Annotated in this window: 17 protein-coding genes; 9 read left to right on the forward strand and 8 right to left on the reverse strand. The window is 61.5% G+C overall.

Going from position 1 to position 12,366, the window contains the following annotated elements:
* The coding region (locus tag J0I64_RS18395; RefSeq protein ID WP_291410919.1) for an LptF/LptG family permease at nt 1–540 on the reverse strand (540 nt) is incomplete at its 3' end.
* 151 nt (nt 541–691) lie between these two features.
* Here J0I64_RS18395 and J0I64_RS18400 point away from each other — a divergent pair.
* Nucleotides 692–1,138 (forward strand): DNA polymerase III subunit chi, encoded by a 447-nt coding sequence (locus tag J0I64_RS18400; RefSeq protein WP_291410921.1) that lies wholly within the window; start codon nt 692–694, stop codon nt 1,136–1,138.
* Entirely contained in the window at nt 1,135–1,752 is a 618-nt protein-coding gene (locus J0I64_RS18405) for a YitT family protein (RefSeq protein ID WP_291410924.1), read from the forward strand. Before J0I64_RS18400 ends, J0I64_RS18405 begins: the two co-directional genes overlap by 4 nt.
* Nucleotides 1,753–1,757: 5 nt before the next feature.
* Here J0I64_RS18405 and J0I64_RS18410 read toward each other — a convergent pair whose 3' ends face one another.
* The 5 genes from J0I64_RS18410 to J0I64_RS18430 form a co-directional block, all read right to left on the reverse strand.
* Nucleotides 1,758–1,973, reverse strand: a complete 216-nt coding sequence (locus J0I64_RS18410; RefSeq protein WP_366933763.1) for a DUF4344 domain-containing metallopeptidase — start codon at nt 1,971–1,973, stop codon at nt 1,758–1,760.
* A gap of 21 nt (nt 1,974–1,994) precedes the next feature.
* A complete protein-coding gene (locus tag J0I64_RS18415; RefSeq protein ID WP_291410925.1) occupies nt 1,995–2,576 on the reverse strand; it encodes a DUF4344 domain-containing metallopeptidase in 582 nt (193 codons plus the stop codon).
* A 62-nt stretch (nt 2,577–2,638) separates the two neighbouring features.
* Nucleotides 2,639–3,499 (reverse strand): DUF4344 domain-containing metallopeptidase, encoded by an 861-nt coding sequence (locus J0I64_RS18420; protein WP_291410927.1) that lies wholly within the window; start codon nt 3,497–3,499, stop codon nt 2,639–2,641.
* 82 nt (nt 3,500–3,581) lie between these two features.
* On the reverse strand, nt 3,582–4,010 hold the full coding sequence (locus J0I64_RS18425; protein WP_291410929.1) for a cupin domain-containing protein: 429 nt from the start codon (nt 4,008–4,010) through the stop codon (nt 3,582–3,584).
* Nucleotides 4,007–5,878 (reverse strand): ABC-F family ATP-binding cassette domain-containing protein, encoded by a 1,872-nt coding sequence (locus J0I64_RS18430; protein ID WP_291410931.1) that lies wholly within the window; start codon nt 5,876–5,878, stop codon nt 4,007–4,009. Before J0I64_RS18430 ends, J0I64_RS18425 begins: the two co-directional genes overlap by 4 nt.
* A gap of 282 nt (nt 5,879–6,160) precedes the next feature.
* Between J0I64_RS18430 and J0I64_RS18435 the strand changes: the two genes are divergently transcribed.
* From J0I64_RS18435 to J0I64_RS18445, 3 genes are all read left to right on the forward strand, one after another.
* On the forward strand, nt 6,161–6,340 hold the full coding sequence (locus J0I64_RS18435; RefSeq protein WP_291410933.1) for a hypothetical protein: 180 nt from the start codon (nt 6,161–6,163) through the stop codon (nt 6,338–6,340).
* Nucleotides 6,313–7,596 (forward strand): helix-turn-helix transcriptional regulator, encoded by a 1,284-nt coding sequence (locus J0I64_RS18440; protein ID WP_291410935.1) that lies wholly within the window; start codon nt 6,313–6,315, stop codon nt 7,594–7,596. The genes J0I64_RS18435 and J0I64_RS18440 overlap by 28 nt, the downstream gene beginning before the upstream one ends.
* A gap of 137 nt (nt 7,597–7,733) precedes the next feature.
* Entirely contained in the window at nt 7,734–8,117 is a 384-nt protein-coding gene (locus J0I64_RS18445) for a hypothetical protein (RefSeq protein ID WP_291410937.1), read from the forward strand.
* Between the two features lie 214 nt (nt 8,118–8,331).
* Here the strand turns inward: J0I64_RS18445 and J0I64_RS18450 are convergent, their stop codons facing one another.
* On the reverse strand, nt 8,332–9,081 hold the full coding sequence (locus tag J0I64_RS18450) for an SDR family oxidoreductase (RefSeq protein WP_291410939.1): 750 nt from the start codon (nt 9,079–9,081) through the stop codon (nt 8,332–8,334).
* A gap of 124 nt (nt 9,082–9,205) precedes the next feature.
* Between J0I64_RS18450 and J0I64_RS18455 the strand changes: the two genes are divergently transcribed.
* Nucleotides 9,206–9,607 carry a helix-turn-helix domain-containing protein gene (locus J0I64_RS18455; RefSeq protein WP_291410951.1) on the forward strand — a complete coding sequence of 134 codons (402 nt, stop codon included), beginning with the start codon at nt 9,206–9,208 and terminating at the stop codon, nt 9,605–9,607.
* A 125-nt stretch (nt 9,608–9,732) separates the two neighbouring features.
* On the opposite strand, the gene J0I64_RS18460 is transcribed toward J0I64_RS18455, so the two are convergent.
* Entirely contained in the window at nt 9,733–10,137 is a 405-nt protein-coding gene (locus J0I64_RS18460; RefSeq protein ID WP_291410941.1) for a glyoxalase superfamily protein, read from the reverse strand.
* A gap of 231 nt (nt 10,138–10,368) precedes the next feature.
* Here J0I64_RS18460 and ndk point away from each other — a divergent pair, with 231 nt between their 5' ends.
* The 3 genes from ndk to J0I64_RS18475 all read left to right on the forward strand — a co-directional run.
* On the forward strand, nt 10,369–10,791 hold the full coding sequence (ndk, locus tag J0I64_RS18465; RefSeq protein ID WP_291410943.1) for a nucleoside-diphosphate kinase: 423 nt from the start codon (nt 10,369–10,371) through the stop codon (nt 10,789–10,791).
* 86 nt (nt 10,792–10,877) lie between these two features.
* Nucleotides 10,878–11,084, forward strand: a complete 207-nt coding sequence (locus tag J0I64_RS18470) for a 4-oxalocrotonate tautomerase family protein (RefSeq protein ID WP_291410945.1) — start codon at nt 10,878–10,880, stop codon at nt 11,082–11,084.
* Between the two features lie 306 nt (nt 11,085–11,390).
* Nucleotides 11,391–12,366 (forward strand): DEAD/DEAH box helicase (locus tag J0I64_RS18475; protein ID WP_291410947.1); only part of this gene is annotated, 976 nt, incomplete at its 3' end.

Raw genomic sequence — 12,366 nt, forward strand, 5'->3', positions numbered from 1 at the left:
TGGGTTGCGCCGGTCGTCGGCAAAAAAGTCGGTGATTTCCCCGCCAGGCCCGCGGCCGCCGATCATCAGGATCACGCCCGGTGTCACCTGGGTGAAGCGGCCCGGCTTCAGCGTGGCGCTGACCAGATCTGCCGCCACTTCTGCGGCCAACTCGACATATTTGCGATTGGCCATGGGCTCGAGCCAGTGCGAGAGCAGCATGACCACGATCACCCCGCCGGTGATCACGGTCACCGCCGCCCGCCAGATGCCGCTTATGGCGCCCGTCGTGTGAATGATGTGCAGCTCGCGGCTGAGCTGCAAGGCCGTCAGCGCGCGGATCATGCCGATCCCGACGCAGATATAGAGAAAGGCCATGGCTAGCGGCGGCATGGTGTAAAGCGCCTGGATGGCAAGCGTGCCGAATCCCTGACCCTTCACCGAGACAAGTTCAAACTGCCTTAGGCAGTTAACCAGCCAGAGCAGCGTGCACAGGATTGCCGACAGGATCAGCGCGTCCGTCGCAAACAGGCGTGCCAGATAGGTGGTCAGGCGTCTCATGCCGCTCCGCATATTTCACTTCGGCGCCGGCACAATGGGCCAAACCTCCCTTCGATACAATTGTGCCGATTGCCCGCACCCGCATTCATCACAGAGCTGTTGCCCGCTTGCCGCGCTGGCGCTCGGGCCGGCGCCCGGATAATGTGCCGCCATGGCCGAAGTTCTCTTCTACCACCTCGAAGTCCGACCCTTGGAATCGGTCCTGCCGCAGCTTCTCGAAAAGACGCTGGAGCGGGGCTGGCGTGCCGTTGTCGAATCCGGCTCGCGCGAACGCGCCGAAGTCCTCGATTCGCTCCTCTGGACGTTTCGCGATGATTCTTTCCTGCCGCACGGGCTTTCCGGTGAACCCACCGACGGGCACCAGCCCATCCTTTTGACCACCGAAACCGACAATCCCAATGGCGCCACCGTGCGCTTCTTTGTCGACCGCGCCGTGCCCCAATCCACAGATGGGTATCGGCGCATCGTCTATATGTTCTCCGGCCACGATCCCGATGCTGTCGCCGAAGCCCGCCAGGCCTGGCGGGCCCTGCGCGATGGCAATGAGGTCACCTATTGGCAGCAGGAGCAGGACGGTCGTTGGATGAAGAAGGCATGACGCCAGACCTCGCGACGCCCAGCCGCCATACGCTGCCCGAAGATCTCTTCGCCATGCTCATCGGCACCATGCTGGTCTCACTTGGCATTGCCTTCTATTCCGAGGTGCAGTTGGCCACCGGCAGCACGGCGGGCTTGGCGCTGCTCATCCAATACGTCACCGGCATTCCCTTCGGTTGGCTGTTCTTCTCGATCAATCTGCCGTTCTATGCCCTGGCTTTCCTGCGCATGGGCTGGCCCTTTGCGGTCAAGACCATCATCTGCGTTGGGCTGGTGTCGTATTTTTCGAGCCAGATCCCGTCGTGGCTCGGGATCAGCGATATCCATCCGCTCTTTGCCGCACTTGTGGGCGGTGGCCTTATTGGCCTCGGCATTCTCTCGCTTTTTCGGCACAAGGCGAGCGTTGGCGGCATCAATATCCTGGCGCTCTATCTCCAGGACAATTTCGGTCTTCGGGCAGGCTATTTCCAGCTCGCCGTCGATGCCGCCATCCTGCTTGCCGCCTTCTTCATCCTGCCGCTCGATAGAGTGCTCTACTCCATCCTCGGCGCCCTGGTTCTCAACTTCATCGTTGCCTTGAACCACAAGCCCGGACGCTATGTCGGCTTCAGCTGAAGCCTCTATTCGGCCGTGTCGCTCCACCCGGCAATGTCATAGAGGTAGAGATAGAACATGTGCTCGGCGAGTTCGTAGCAATAGGTGATCTCGCGCTCCGCCGGGTAGAAATAGGCGTTGGCCTCGCCGCATTGCATTGCACGGAAGGTTACGGGTTCGGGCAGCACATAAGAGTCCATCACCAGCTTTGCCGCATGTTCGAGAATGCCGCGCGCCTGCAGCTCCTCGGCGAATTCGGCATACTAGCCGGCATCTTCATAAACGACCTCGATCTCGGCGCCCGGTTCGCCATCGACGAGGTGCGGCTCAAGCAGCTGCTCCCACGAGGTCAGCGCCTGATTGAATGTGTCGGCGCAAGCTTCCTGCTGGTCAGCGTCGATGTCATAATTGTCGGCAGTCTCGCCGAACACGTCGGGATGCGCCCCCACCATCATGCAGACCATCGCATAGGCCCGCTGGATATCGAGGCTGTGGTCGTCATAATAGGAAAAGTCTTCGACGCCCGAGCCGGTCGATTGGACGGCGTTGAAATACCAGCCGTCCGCCGCATCGATCAGCGCGTTCCAGCTGTCGTCATCGCTCTCGTCCGTTAGCAGCCAGATGGTGGCAAGGGAGTCCGCGGCGTCCTCTTCCTTGCCCAGCACCGGCAGCCCGAGTTCGCCCACCAGCATGTGGCCGACCTCGTGATACATGGTGTAGAGCGCATCGTGCATGGCGAAATCCATGGAGTCCGCGAGCACCTGGTTCTCGTCCTGCGCCATTGCAGGCGCGGCGAGCAGGGCGAGGCACAGCGATAGAGCTGCAGTCTTGCGCAGCGAGGTCATGGGAGAGAACTCCGACAGGGGTTTTGACGCTTTGGTTGGGTTTCGCCTGCGGCGACAGGCGCTTAGTGCGAGCCGCCCTTGTCCTTGCCGGCGCCCGAAGGGCGCGGCGCAGGGCCCACAGGGTCGGGCAGTTCCGCCGCATAGAGCTCCATGAAGTCCTTCATCAGCTCGTAGCAGAAGATGATTTCGATCGTGTCTGGATCGTAATAGGCATTGGCTTCGCCACAGCGCCGCGCGTTAAATTTCACCGGCCGGCGCAAGCGGTAGTTGTCACGTACTTCGGCCGCGACCTGGTCGAAAACCCCGCTTGAGCGGAAGGCGTCGGCTGCAAGTTTCAGCCGTCCGCCAGCGTCGTGATAGGTCACGTTGACCTTGGCCGCGCCCCCGGAGCTTCGATGCTCTTGAAGCACCCCCAAAAGGCTCCGGTCCGCCAGCTCATAGTCCCAAAAGCAGGAGTCTTGCCGGTCTCGGGCGATGGCATATTGGTTGGCGATCGGGCGGAACGCCTTGTCGTCGCTCCCCACCATCAGGCACACGATCTGATAGGCGCGCTGCTTGTCGAGGCTGTGCGCGGCCGAGAAATCTTCTTCATATTTGCCACTGCCATAGGCAACGCCGGTCAGCAGCCAACCCTCGGCGGCATCGGCCAGCGCCGTGTGGGCCTCGGGCGTGCGCTTGTTGAGGAGGGTCCAGGTCGCCATGTTGTCGGCGGCGTCTTCTTCCTTGCCCAGCACTGGCAGGCGCAGCTGGTCGACCAGCAGATGCGCCATTTCATGGTAGAGCACGAAGAGCGAATTGTTCGCGGCAAAGCGAATGATGTCCGAGCGCTGCTGCTTGGAAAAGCCCGACATGTCCTGCGCGGAGGCTCCCCCGGCCAACAGAGCAAAGAGACCAAGCACGACAGGAGCAAGCAAGCGACGCATGAAGTGCCTTTTGGCCACGGTCTTAGATGGTGCCAGATGAGAGTAATGGCGCGTCACTGTCAACGCGGGCCCAGTGCCGTCGTTAATGACCCGGCGTCCAGTCGGGCGCCGCCATTTCAAAGCCGGAAAATCGGAAGCCCGGCGCCACTGTGCACCCCACGAGCGTCCAGTCTCCCAGTGATTTGGCGGCCTGCCACACCTGCCGCGGCACCACGACCTGCGGCCGCTGCCCGGTCGCTAGGTCATTGCCCAGCACGTGCCGATCGACGCTGATCCCCTCTGACAGGGTCAATTCTATCGGCGCACCGGCGTAATAGTGCCACACCTCGACCGCATCGACCCGATGCCAGTGCGACTGGTCGCCGGCCTCGAGCAGATAGTAGATCGCGGTGGAATGGGCGCGCCCGGCCTCGCCTTCGACATCGACAAAGGTCTCGGCAAACCACCCGCCTTCGGGGTGGCGTTCCATGCCGAGCGTATAGATGACGTCCTTGGCGGCGAGCTTGTTCATGCGCGCTCCGCTTCCTCCAACTCGGCGCTCAGCGCCAGCCATGCTTCTTCGGTAGTTTCCAGGTCGGCGGAATAACGCGCCTTGTCTTTCCCGAGCGCAATCAACCGATCGGGAGCACCGTTGTAGACCTTGGGATCGGCCAGTTGGGCGTCGATCTTTTCGATTTCCACCTGCAATCGGGAAATCTTGGTTTCCGCATCCTTAATGCGCCCCTTGAGGGGAGCCAGCTCCGCCCGCCGCGCCGCCGCTTCCTGCTTGGAAAGTTTGCGCTCGCCGGTCTTGCCGCCGCCACCCTTGCTGGTGTCCTTGGCTGACGTGATGCTGCGCTGGTAGCTCTCGAGGTCTTCATCGAGCTCATGAATGGTGCCGCCTTCGGCAATCCACAGCCGGTCACACGTCGCTTCGATAAGATAGCGATCGTGGCTGATGATCAGCACCGCGCCCTCATATTCGTTCAGCGCATGCACCAGCGCATCGCGGCTGTCGATATCGAGGTGGTTGGTCGGTTCGTCGAGGATCATCATCCCCGGCCCGCCAAAGGTGATGAGACCCATCAACAGGCGTGCCCGTTCGCCACCCGAAAGGTTCTTCGCCTTGGTGTCCATGCGGCTGGTCGTCAGCCCCATCTGGTTGAGCCTGCTGCGCCGCTTGGTTTCGTTGTCGAGCGGCATCATCTCGGCAACATGCTCCAGCGGCGTCCACTCAGGCTTGAGCTTGTCCATCTGGTGCTGAGCGAAATGCGCGATTTCGAGCTTCTTGCCCATGCGCAGATTGCCGTCGATCGCCGGAATGTCGCCCGCCAGCAACTTGGCAAAAGTCGACTTGCCGTTGCCGTTGACGCCCACCAGCGCAATGCGGTCCTCGGGATCGATGCGCATGGTGATGTTGCGCAGGATGACCTTGTCGCCATAGCCGGTAGAAACCTTTTCAAGGTTCACCATTGGCGTCGGCAGGTCGACCTTGGGCTGCTGGAAATGGAACGGGGCCGCATACTCGTCGAACATCGCCTCGGGCGGCTTGAGCTTTTCGATCATCTTGACGCGCGCCTGCGCCTGCTTGGCTTTGGTCGCCTTGGCTTTGAAGCGATCGACGAACTTCTGCAGGTGCGCGATCTGATCCAGCGTCTTCTCGCGGCTCTTGTTGTTGAGCTCCATCTGCATGCGACGCGTGGTTTCGAACGTGTCGTAATTGCCCTTGTAGAAGGTCAGTTTCCGATGCTCGAGATGCACGATCGAGGTGACGGCCTTGTTGAGCAGGTCACGGTCGTGGCTGATCATGAAGACGGTATAGGGATAGTTGGCCAGGTACTTTTCCAGCCAGAGCGTGCCTTCGAGATCGAGATAGTTGGTCGGTTCGTCGAGCAGCAGCAGGTCGGGCTGAGAAAACAGCACCGCCGCCAGCGCCACGCGCATGCGCCAGCCACCCGACAGTTCGCGCGTCGGCGCCATCTGCCGGTCCTGTTCAAAACCCAGGCCCTTCAAAATCGAAGAAGCTCGCGCCTCGGCCGTATGCGCATCGATATCGGCAAGCCGCGTATAGATTTCACCGATCCGGTGCGGATCGGTCGCCGTCTCGGCTTCCGCCATCAGCGCCGTGCGTTCCTTGTCGGCGGCCAGCACCACATCGAGCACGGTCTCTTCGCCGGCCGGCGCTTCCTGCGCCACAGCGCCGATCCGCGCCTTGCGCACCAGCTCCACCGTGCCGGAATCGGCGCCGATATGGCCCTGGATGATGTGGAAGAGGGTGGTCTTGCCCGTGCCGTTCTTGCCGACAAAACCGGTCTTTGATCCCGTGGGCAACACCAGCGAGGCATCTTCGAAGAGCTCGCGGCCCTGAATGCGGTAGGTCAGATTGGAAATGGTCAACATGGCGGCAAATCATTCGCAGAAAAACGCGCCGGCAAGATCATCCTGCAAAGGGCAGGGGCCGACGACAAAGTGTTGGCTGCTGGATAGAGCCGATAGCCGGTCAAAGCAACTGCAAGCCGCCGCTGCGGCTCCGCGCCATCCCCCAATTGGGTGACGTGCGTGCGTCGCTTTCTTTCTAGGCTGTGTGTCGGGACGAGAGGACGGGAACTTCCCTCGCTCTTGCGGCCCAGCCCGGGCGGCGCTGCGCGCCTGCCCGCTTCGACCTGAACCAGGGGATTTTGAATGACCAAACTACTGTCTCTGTCCGTCGCCGTGCTTTTTGCCGCCGCTATCAGCCTGACGCCCGCCATCGCCGCCGACTCGCCGCAGGGCATGAAGTGCCCCATCAAGACAACGGGCGGCAAATGGGTCGAGGCTACCAATGTGACGCCCGATTGCGTGGCGAATTCGATCTACGGCTGATCTTCTCTACCTCCAGAAATATTGCGGCACTGGGATTTCTCCGTGTCGCAATATTTTCTTGGTTCTCTATATTTTTTGCTTTGATTTTGGGTGTGTCGCGCCCCGGGGGGATACGCTTGGGCAACGGCGTGCGGTACGCGCTTGTTGAGCGCGGCGTGGATTTGCTTTTCGATGCGGCGGCCGGCATGGGAAACTGGGATGCCGGCCTGTCGACCATTGCTGCCGGGCTTGGTGCAACCGGGGCGGCGTTCATTCCCGAGAAATGGCAAGTTATCCCCCTCGGCATTCCCGCCTCCGGCAACGCCGCCTCCGCCATGGCCGAATTCGTGACCGCCGGTTGGCATATCAACGATATCAGGGCGAGGCGCGCCTGGTCACTCGTGCGCTCCGAAAGATTACTCTTTTACGAGCAGGAAATGGCAACGCCCGAGGAGCGGGCGAGTGACCCCTACTACCAGGAGTTCTTCGGCAAATACGACATGTTGTGGTTCATGGGTGTCGCCTTCCTTGTGCGCGGCGCACGCTGGTCATTATGCGTGTATCGCGGCGACAAGCACGGCGCCTTTCACGCGGACGAAGGCGAGGCTTTGTACAGATTGCGCTCCAATCTCTCCCGCATCCTGCGCCTGGCCTATGCATTTCGGGCCCCCGAAAATTCGACCATTGCCACCATATTAGACCGGGCCAGTGTCCCCATGCTGGGCTTCGATCTCTCCGGCCAAATATCCATGCTCACCCAGAATGCCGTCGAAGCCGTGGCACCCTATTACCGCGTGAAAGGCAACCGGCTGTATGCGGTCGATCCGGCGGCCGACAAGAGCCTGCAGGCCGCGCTCAGGGAAGCGACGACCTGCCTCTCATCCGCTGCGCAGCGCGAGCCCAGCGCCGTCGTCGCCTATGAGGCCGGCCGCCCGGTCCATGTCATCGAAATCATGACCATGCCGCGGACCTTTGTGGATGCCTTCGGCAGTATGGTCGCCATCGGTATCATTCGCAGCATCAGGGCGGCGAAATCTGTGTCAGAGTCGCCGAGCGTCGGCGCGCTCGGCGCCACCTTCGGTTTGACGGGTGCGGAAGCGCGCGTGGCTTGCCACGTCGGGGCCGGCCTGGGCCTGCCGGAAACGGCGCGAAAACTGGGCATCGGCTATGAAACGGCCCGTACGCATTTGTCCAGGATTTTTGCCAAGCTAGGCATTTCTCGCCAGTCTGAACTGGTTGAAGTCCTGGCCCTCCTTAATTTGCGTGGCCACGACTAGGCCGGGATCAATCACGAAATTATTCCGCCGCGACATAGGGGCTGGGGCGCAAAATGCCCATCTGGCGCCCGAATTCATGCATCCAATGGCCGATACAGACATTTCTGCATCAGTCACCGAGCCAAAAGGACGCCCACATGTTTGACGCCCGCCACGCTTTCGCCCTCGCCGCCACCATGGCCCTTGCCGCTCCCGCCCTTGCGCAGGACGGGCCGCAAAAGCTCGATGACCTCGATGCCACCCGCATCAATCCGTTCCAGATCCTGATCGACTTCGAATTCGACGGCGGCGCCTGCGACGCCATTGGCCGTCCCGAAGTCGGCGACCTCACCGACGGCACGCTCTCGGTCAACTTCCCCGTCAGCTCCACCGCCGAAGTCTGCACCATGCAGATCAAGGAACACGAGGTGAAATACGCCATCGACACCGAAGACGACACCATAACCCGCATCGACGTCACCGTAACCGCCGCCGACGGTCGGGTGCTTGGCACCGGCTCGGCGAACGTCCAGCGCGACTAAGGCCGGCCATCCACCGACTGTCATCCGGGCGAAGGCCGGGACCCATCCTGAGATTTGGAGATGGGCTCCGCGCCTCGCCCCGCCCTGGTGTCATTCCCGCGAAAGCGGGAATCCCTGTTTCCCTAAGCAGAGGTCCCGCTTTCCCGGCGATCACATAGTGAAATTAGCCGGATGGGGGCAGGTTAACTGCCCCCCCCCCCGATTAACTCCGCACTCACGGGTTCAAAAAACCAAACACCGCGTCGGCATGCCCCTGCTCATAGGCAAACCGCAGACGATGCACCCGCTGCACCAGCACCTCGCCCTGCGGCAGGTTGCCGGCTGCAAGAAGCGCCATGGTCTCGGACACGTAGTCTTCAAGCGGCATGGCGTTGGGGTCATTGGCCTGGAAATCACCCGTCAGCCCGGTGCGCACATAGGGCGGCACCAGTTCGATCACCTCAATGCCCGTGGCTCTCAGCTGCTGGCGCAGCGAAATGGTCCATGAGTGAATGGCCGCCTTGCTCGCGCAATAGGCTGCATTGACCGACTTCGGCACCCACGACAGCCCCGACGACACGGTCAGAACCGCCGCATTCTGCGCCGCCAGCAGATGCGGCATCAACGCCGCCGTCAGCCGCATCGGCCCCAGCACATTGGTGGTGATCGTATCCTCGGCGACCGTGACCTGGCCCGGATCGGTCAGGTCCTCACCCTGCATGATCCCGGCGCTGTGCAGCACGACATTGAGTTTTGGATGCGCCGTCCGCACTGCTTCGGCAAAGTTCTTGATGCTCTCTGCATCCGCCATGTCGACCGTAAAAGCCGTCATGCCGGGATTAGCCGCCGTGACCTCGTCCAGAACACTTTGCCGGCGCCCCGCGATGATCACCTGATTGCCCAGCCGGTGGAAACTTTCGGCCAGCGCCCGGCCAATGCCCGAACCGCCGCCGGTGATAAGTATGGTGTTGCCTGTCGTCTGCATGGCGCATCTCCTTGCCTGTTGTGCCAAGGAGATAAGTTCATTACTTTCCACTAGAAAGTAGGCGCCCAAAAGTTCGATACTAACCCAAAGGAGAGTGTATTTGGATCAATCTGTTACGCCTCCCATCCTTTACGAATGGGCCGGTCGCAAGTCGGCAAAGCCCGTCGATCCGGCGCTCGAAGCGCTGGTTCGCGACATTATCGGCAAGATTGCCGACAAGTGGACCATGCTGATCCTCGAGACGCTGGAAGCCCACGGCACGCTGCGCTTCACCGAACTGGGCCACAAGGTCGGCGACATCAGCCAGAAAATGCTGACGAAAACCCTCCGGCAGATGGAGGCCGATGGCCTCGTCACGCGAAAGGTCCACCCCGTCGTGCCGCCACATGTCGACTATGCGCTGACCGATCTCGGCCGCGGCCTCGGCGCCGCTTTCTGTTCTGTCTGGACTTGGGCTGAAACCCACTATGACGACATCGAAAAATCCCGGGCGGCCTTCGCCGCCCGGCAAGGCGCAGGGGAATAGCCGGCCTGACCGTCGACGAACCCGGCGTCCAATTGTGTCGGCAGGCCCCCGGGCCACGATGTCATTCCCGCGAAAGCGGGAACCTCTGTTTGGCACCAGAGGCCCGCCTTCACTTGGGAAACCGCCTATCTGTCGACCTGGAGCGTTGTCCGCTCAATGATCTGCCCGACATCGATCCTATTGCCATCCGGGTCTTCAAACACAAAGGCGCGTAAGCCGTAGTCCTTGTCCTTGAGCCCTTTGATGATCCTCAGCCCTGCCGCCTTGCAGCGCAGAAACAGCGCCTCGGCATCATCGACCAGCAGATGCGCCACATTGAAATCCGCTGCCTTGTGCTGCGGTTGCAAGGAAAGATGCAGTTCCGCGGCGTCCCGCTTGAGGATCATGAAGCCAACGGGGGTGCCGTTCTCGAACACCTTGGTGAAGCCCAAAATCTCGGCATAAAACGCCTCGGCTTTGGTCATGTCGGATACGGGGAGCATCGGGGCAATTCGTCCAAAGCGGACGCCGTGGTCGGCGATATCGTTCATCGCGCAACCTCCTTCTGTGGAAACCGGCCGCAACGGTCCGGACGGTGCCGGAGAGGGTAGGGTGGTTTCGGATTTGAAACGGGAAGGACGGTGCCAACGCCTCTGGGCTTAGGGCAAAATTCGTTCTTGCGCAATCTGGCGGCAATTGCCGTGCGCCGCCCGTCTTGCCTCCGTCAAACTCTCCCGCTAAAAGGCCCCACCCTTTCCAGCTCAATCAGGAATTTTCTCGCCATGGCGATTGAACGTACCTTCTCCATCATCAAGCCCGATGCCGTCCGTCGCAACCTCATCGGCAAGATCCTGACCAAGTTCGAAGAAGCCGGTCTCCGCCCGATCGCCCTCAAGAAGATCCACATGACCCGCGCACAGGCCGAAGGCTTCTACGCTGTTCACAAAGAACGCCCCTTCTTCGGCGAACTCGTCGAGCAGATGATCGCTTCCCCGGTTGTCGTCCAGGTTCTCGAAGGCGAAAACGCCATCCTCGCCAACCGCGAAATCATGGGCGCCACCAACCCGGCCAACGCTGCTGAAGGCACCATCCGCAAGGAATTCGCCCTCTCCGTCGGCGAAAACTCGGTCCACGGTTCCGACGCTCCGGAAACCGCTGCCGAAGAGATCAAGTACTTCTTCAGCGACGAAGAATTGGTTGGGTAGGACGCGACGGCCGGCTTTTGCCGGTCGGAAGATCGCTCCGGTGGAGCGATTTGAGCGACTTACGCCACGACCCGAAGGAGGGGCCGGTGCCCTACATTAATGTCCGTATTCTCGAAGACGGTGTCACGGCTGAGCAAAAGGCTGAGGTAATCGCGGGCATTACGGACATTATGGTCCGCGTGCTCAACAAGAACCCCGAGAGCACCTTCGTCGTCATCGACGAAGTTCCGCTTGAAAACTGGGGTTTCAAGGGCAAACCGGTTTCCGAGCTGCGCAAGCAGCCCAAGGAATAGCCCCAGCGTCAGGCCTGGCCCGATCGCTGCTCCGGTAGCCGGAGCCATGCGAAGGGACATTGCCCCTTATGCAGGCGCGAGCCTTGCCAAGAGCAGGGACCGCCGCTAGACAGCACCAATATTGGCCGCCCAGCCGGGCGGCCTTTTTGCTTGTTTGTGCTATAGTGCCCAGACAGCGCCGACGACGCTCTCCGAAATGGTGGAGAACCTGTCGCCACAAAAGCCCTTCTGCCAGCGAAGATGCCCGCCTCTACGGGAACGGTCATCGCGCTCACCGGGGCTATTCCGCTTTACGAAAGCCCCTTTATGTCTCTGCCTGAAAATATCTTTGCCCCTATCGCCGCTGCTCTCTCGGCCAAGGGCTATGAAAACCTCACTCCGGTCCAGTCGGCCGTGATCGAGGAAGAGGCCGATGGCCGCGATCTCCTCGTTTCCGCCCAGACCGGCTCGGGCAAGACCGTCGCCTTCGGCATGGCCATCGCGCCGACCCTGCTCGATGGCGCGGAAAAGCTGCCGCGCGCCGAAGTGCCGCTGGCCCTCGTCATTGCCCCCACCCGCGAACTCGCCATGCAGGTGCAGCGCGAGCTCGAATGGCTTTATGCCGAAATGGGCGCCCGCATCGTCTCCTGCGTCGGCGGCATGGACCCGCGCACCGAGCGTCGCGCCCTCCAGCATGGCGCCCACATCGTCGTCGGCACCCCGGGGCGCCTCCGCGATCACATCACCCGCGGCGCTCTCGACATGTCCGCGCTCCGCGCCGTCGTGCTCGATGAAGCCGACGAAATGCTCGACCTCGGCTTCCGCGAAGATCTCGAATTCATCCTCGAAACCGCCCCCGAAGAACGCCGCACCCTGCTGTTCTCGGCAACGGTCGCCAAGCCCATCGCCAAGCTCGCCGAAACCTTCCAGCGTAATGCCCTGCGCATCACCGCTACTTCGTCGGACGAGCAGCACGCGGACATCGACTACAAGCTGATGACCGTGCCGGCCGACGAGCGTGAAAACGCCGTCATCAACACGCTCCTCTGGTACGAAAGCACCAATACCATCGTCTTCGCCTCGACCCGCGAAGCGGTGAAGCATCTCTCGGCTCGTCTCCAGAATCGCGGCTTTGACGTTGTCACTCTGTCGGGCGAACTCAGCCAGGCCGAGCGCACCAATGCCCTTCAGGCCATGCGCGATGGCCGCGCCCGCATCTGCGTCGCAACCGACGTCGCCGCCCGCGGCATCGATCTGCCCAATCTCGATCTCGTCATTCATGCCGAGCTGCCGATGAATGCGG

The organism is Devosia sp. (assembly GCF_017307565.1).
In the GTDB taxonomy this organism is placed as follows: domain Bacteria; phylum Pseudomonadota; class Alphaproteobacteria; order Rhizobiales; family Devosiaceae; genus Devosia.

Bases quoted from the DNA above. Each gene is read 5' to 3' on its own strand.
- J0I64_RS18400 (WP_291410921.1), top strand. From the start codon at position 692: ATGGCCGAAGTTCTCTTCTACCACCTCGAAGTCCGACCCTTGGAATCG.
- J0I64_RS18425 (WP_291410929.1), bottom strand. From the start codon at position 4,010: ATGAACAAGCTCGCCGCCAAGGACGTCATCTATACGCTCGGCATGGAA.
- J0I64_RS18420 (WP_291410927.1), bottom strand. From the start codon at position 3,499: ATGCGTCGCTTGCTTGCTCCTGTCGTGCTTGGTCTCTTTGCTCTGTTG.
- J0I64_RS18405 (WP_291410924.1), top strand. From the start codon at position 1,135: ATGACGCCAGACCTCGCGACGCCCAGCCGCCATACGCTGCCCGAAGAT.
- J0I64_RS18445 (WP_291410937.1), top strand. From the start codon at position 7,734: ATGTTTGACGCCCGCCACGCTTTCGCCCTCGCCGCCACCATGGCCCTT.
- J0I64_RS18430 (WP_291410931.1), bottom strand. From the start codon at position 5,878: ATGTTGACCATTTCCAATCTGACCTACCGCATTCAGGGCCGCGAGCTC.
- J0I64_RS18435 (WP_291410933.1), top strand. From the start codon at position 6,161: ATGACCAAACTACTGTCTCTGTCCGTCGCCGTGCTTTTTGCCGCCGCT.
- J0I64_RS18415 (WP_291410925.1), bottom strand. From the start codon at position 2,576: ATGACCTCGCTGCGCAAGACTGCAGCTCTATCGCTGTGCCTCGCCCTG.
- ndk (WP_291410943.1), top strand. From the start codon at position 10,369: ATGGCGATTGAACGTACCTTCTCCATCATCAAGCCCGATGCCGTCCGT.
- J0I64_RS18450 (WP_291410939.1), bottom strand. From the start codon at position 9,081: ATGCAGACGACAGGCAACACCATACTTATCACCGGCGGCGGTTCGGGC.
- J0I64_RS18460 (WP_291410941.1), bottom strand. From the start codon at position 10,137: ATGAACGATATCGCCGACCACGGCGTCCGCTTTGGACGAATTGCCCCG.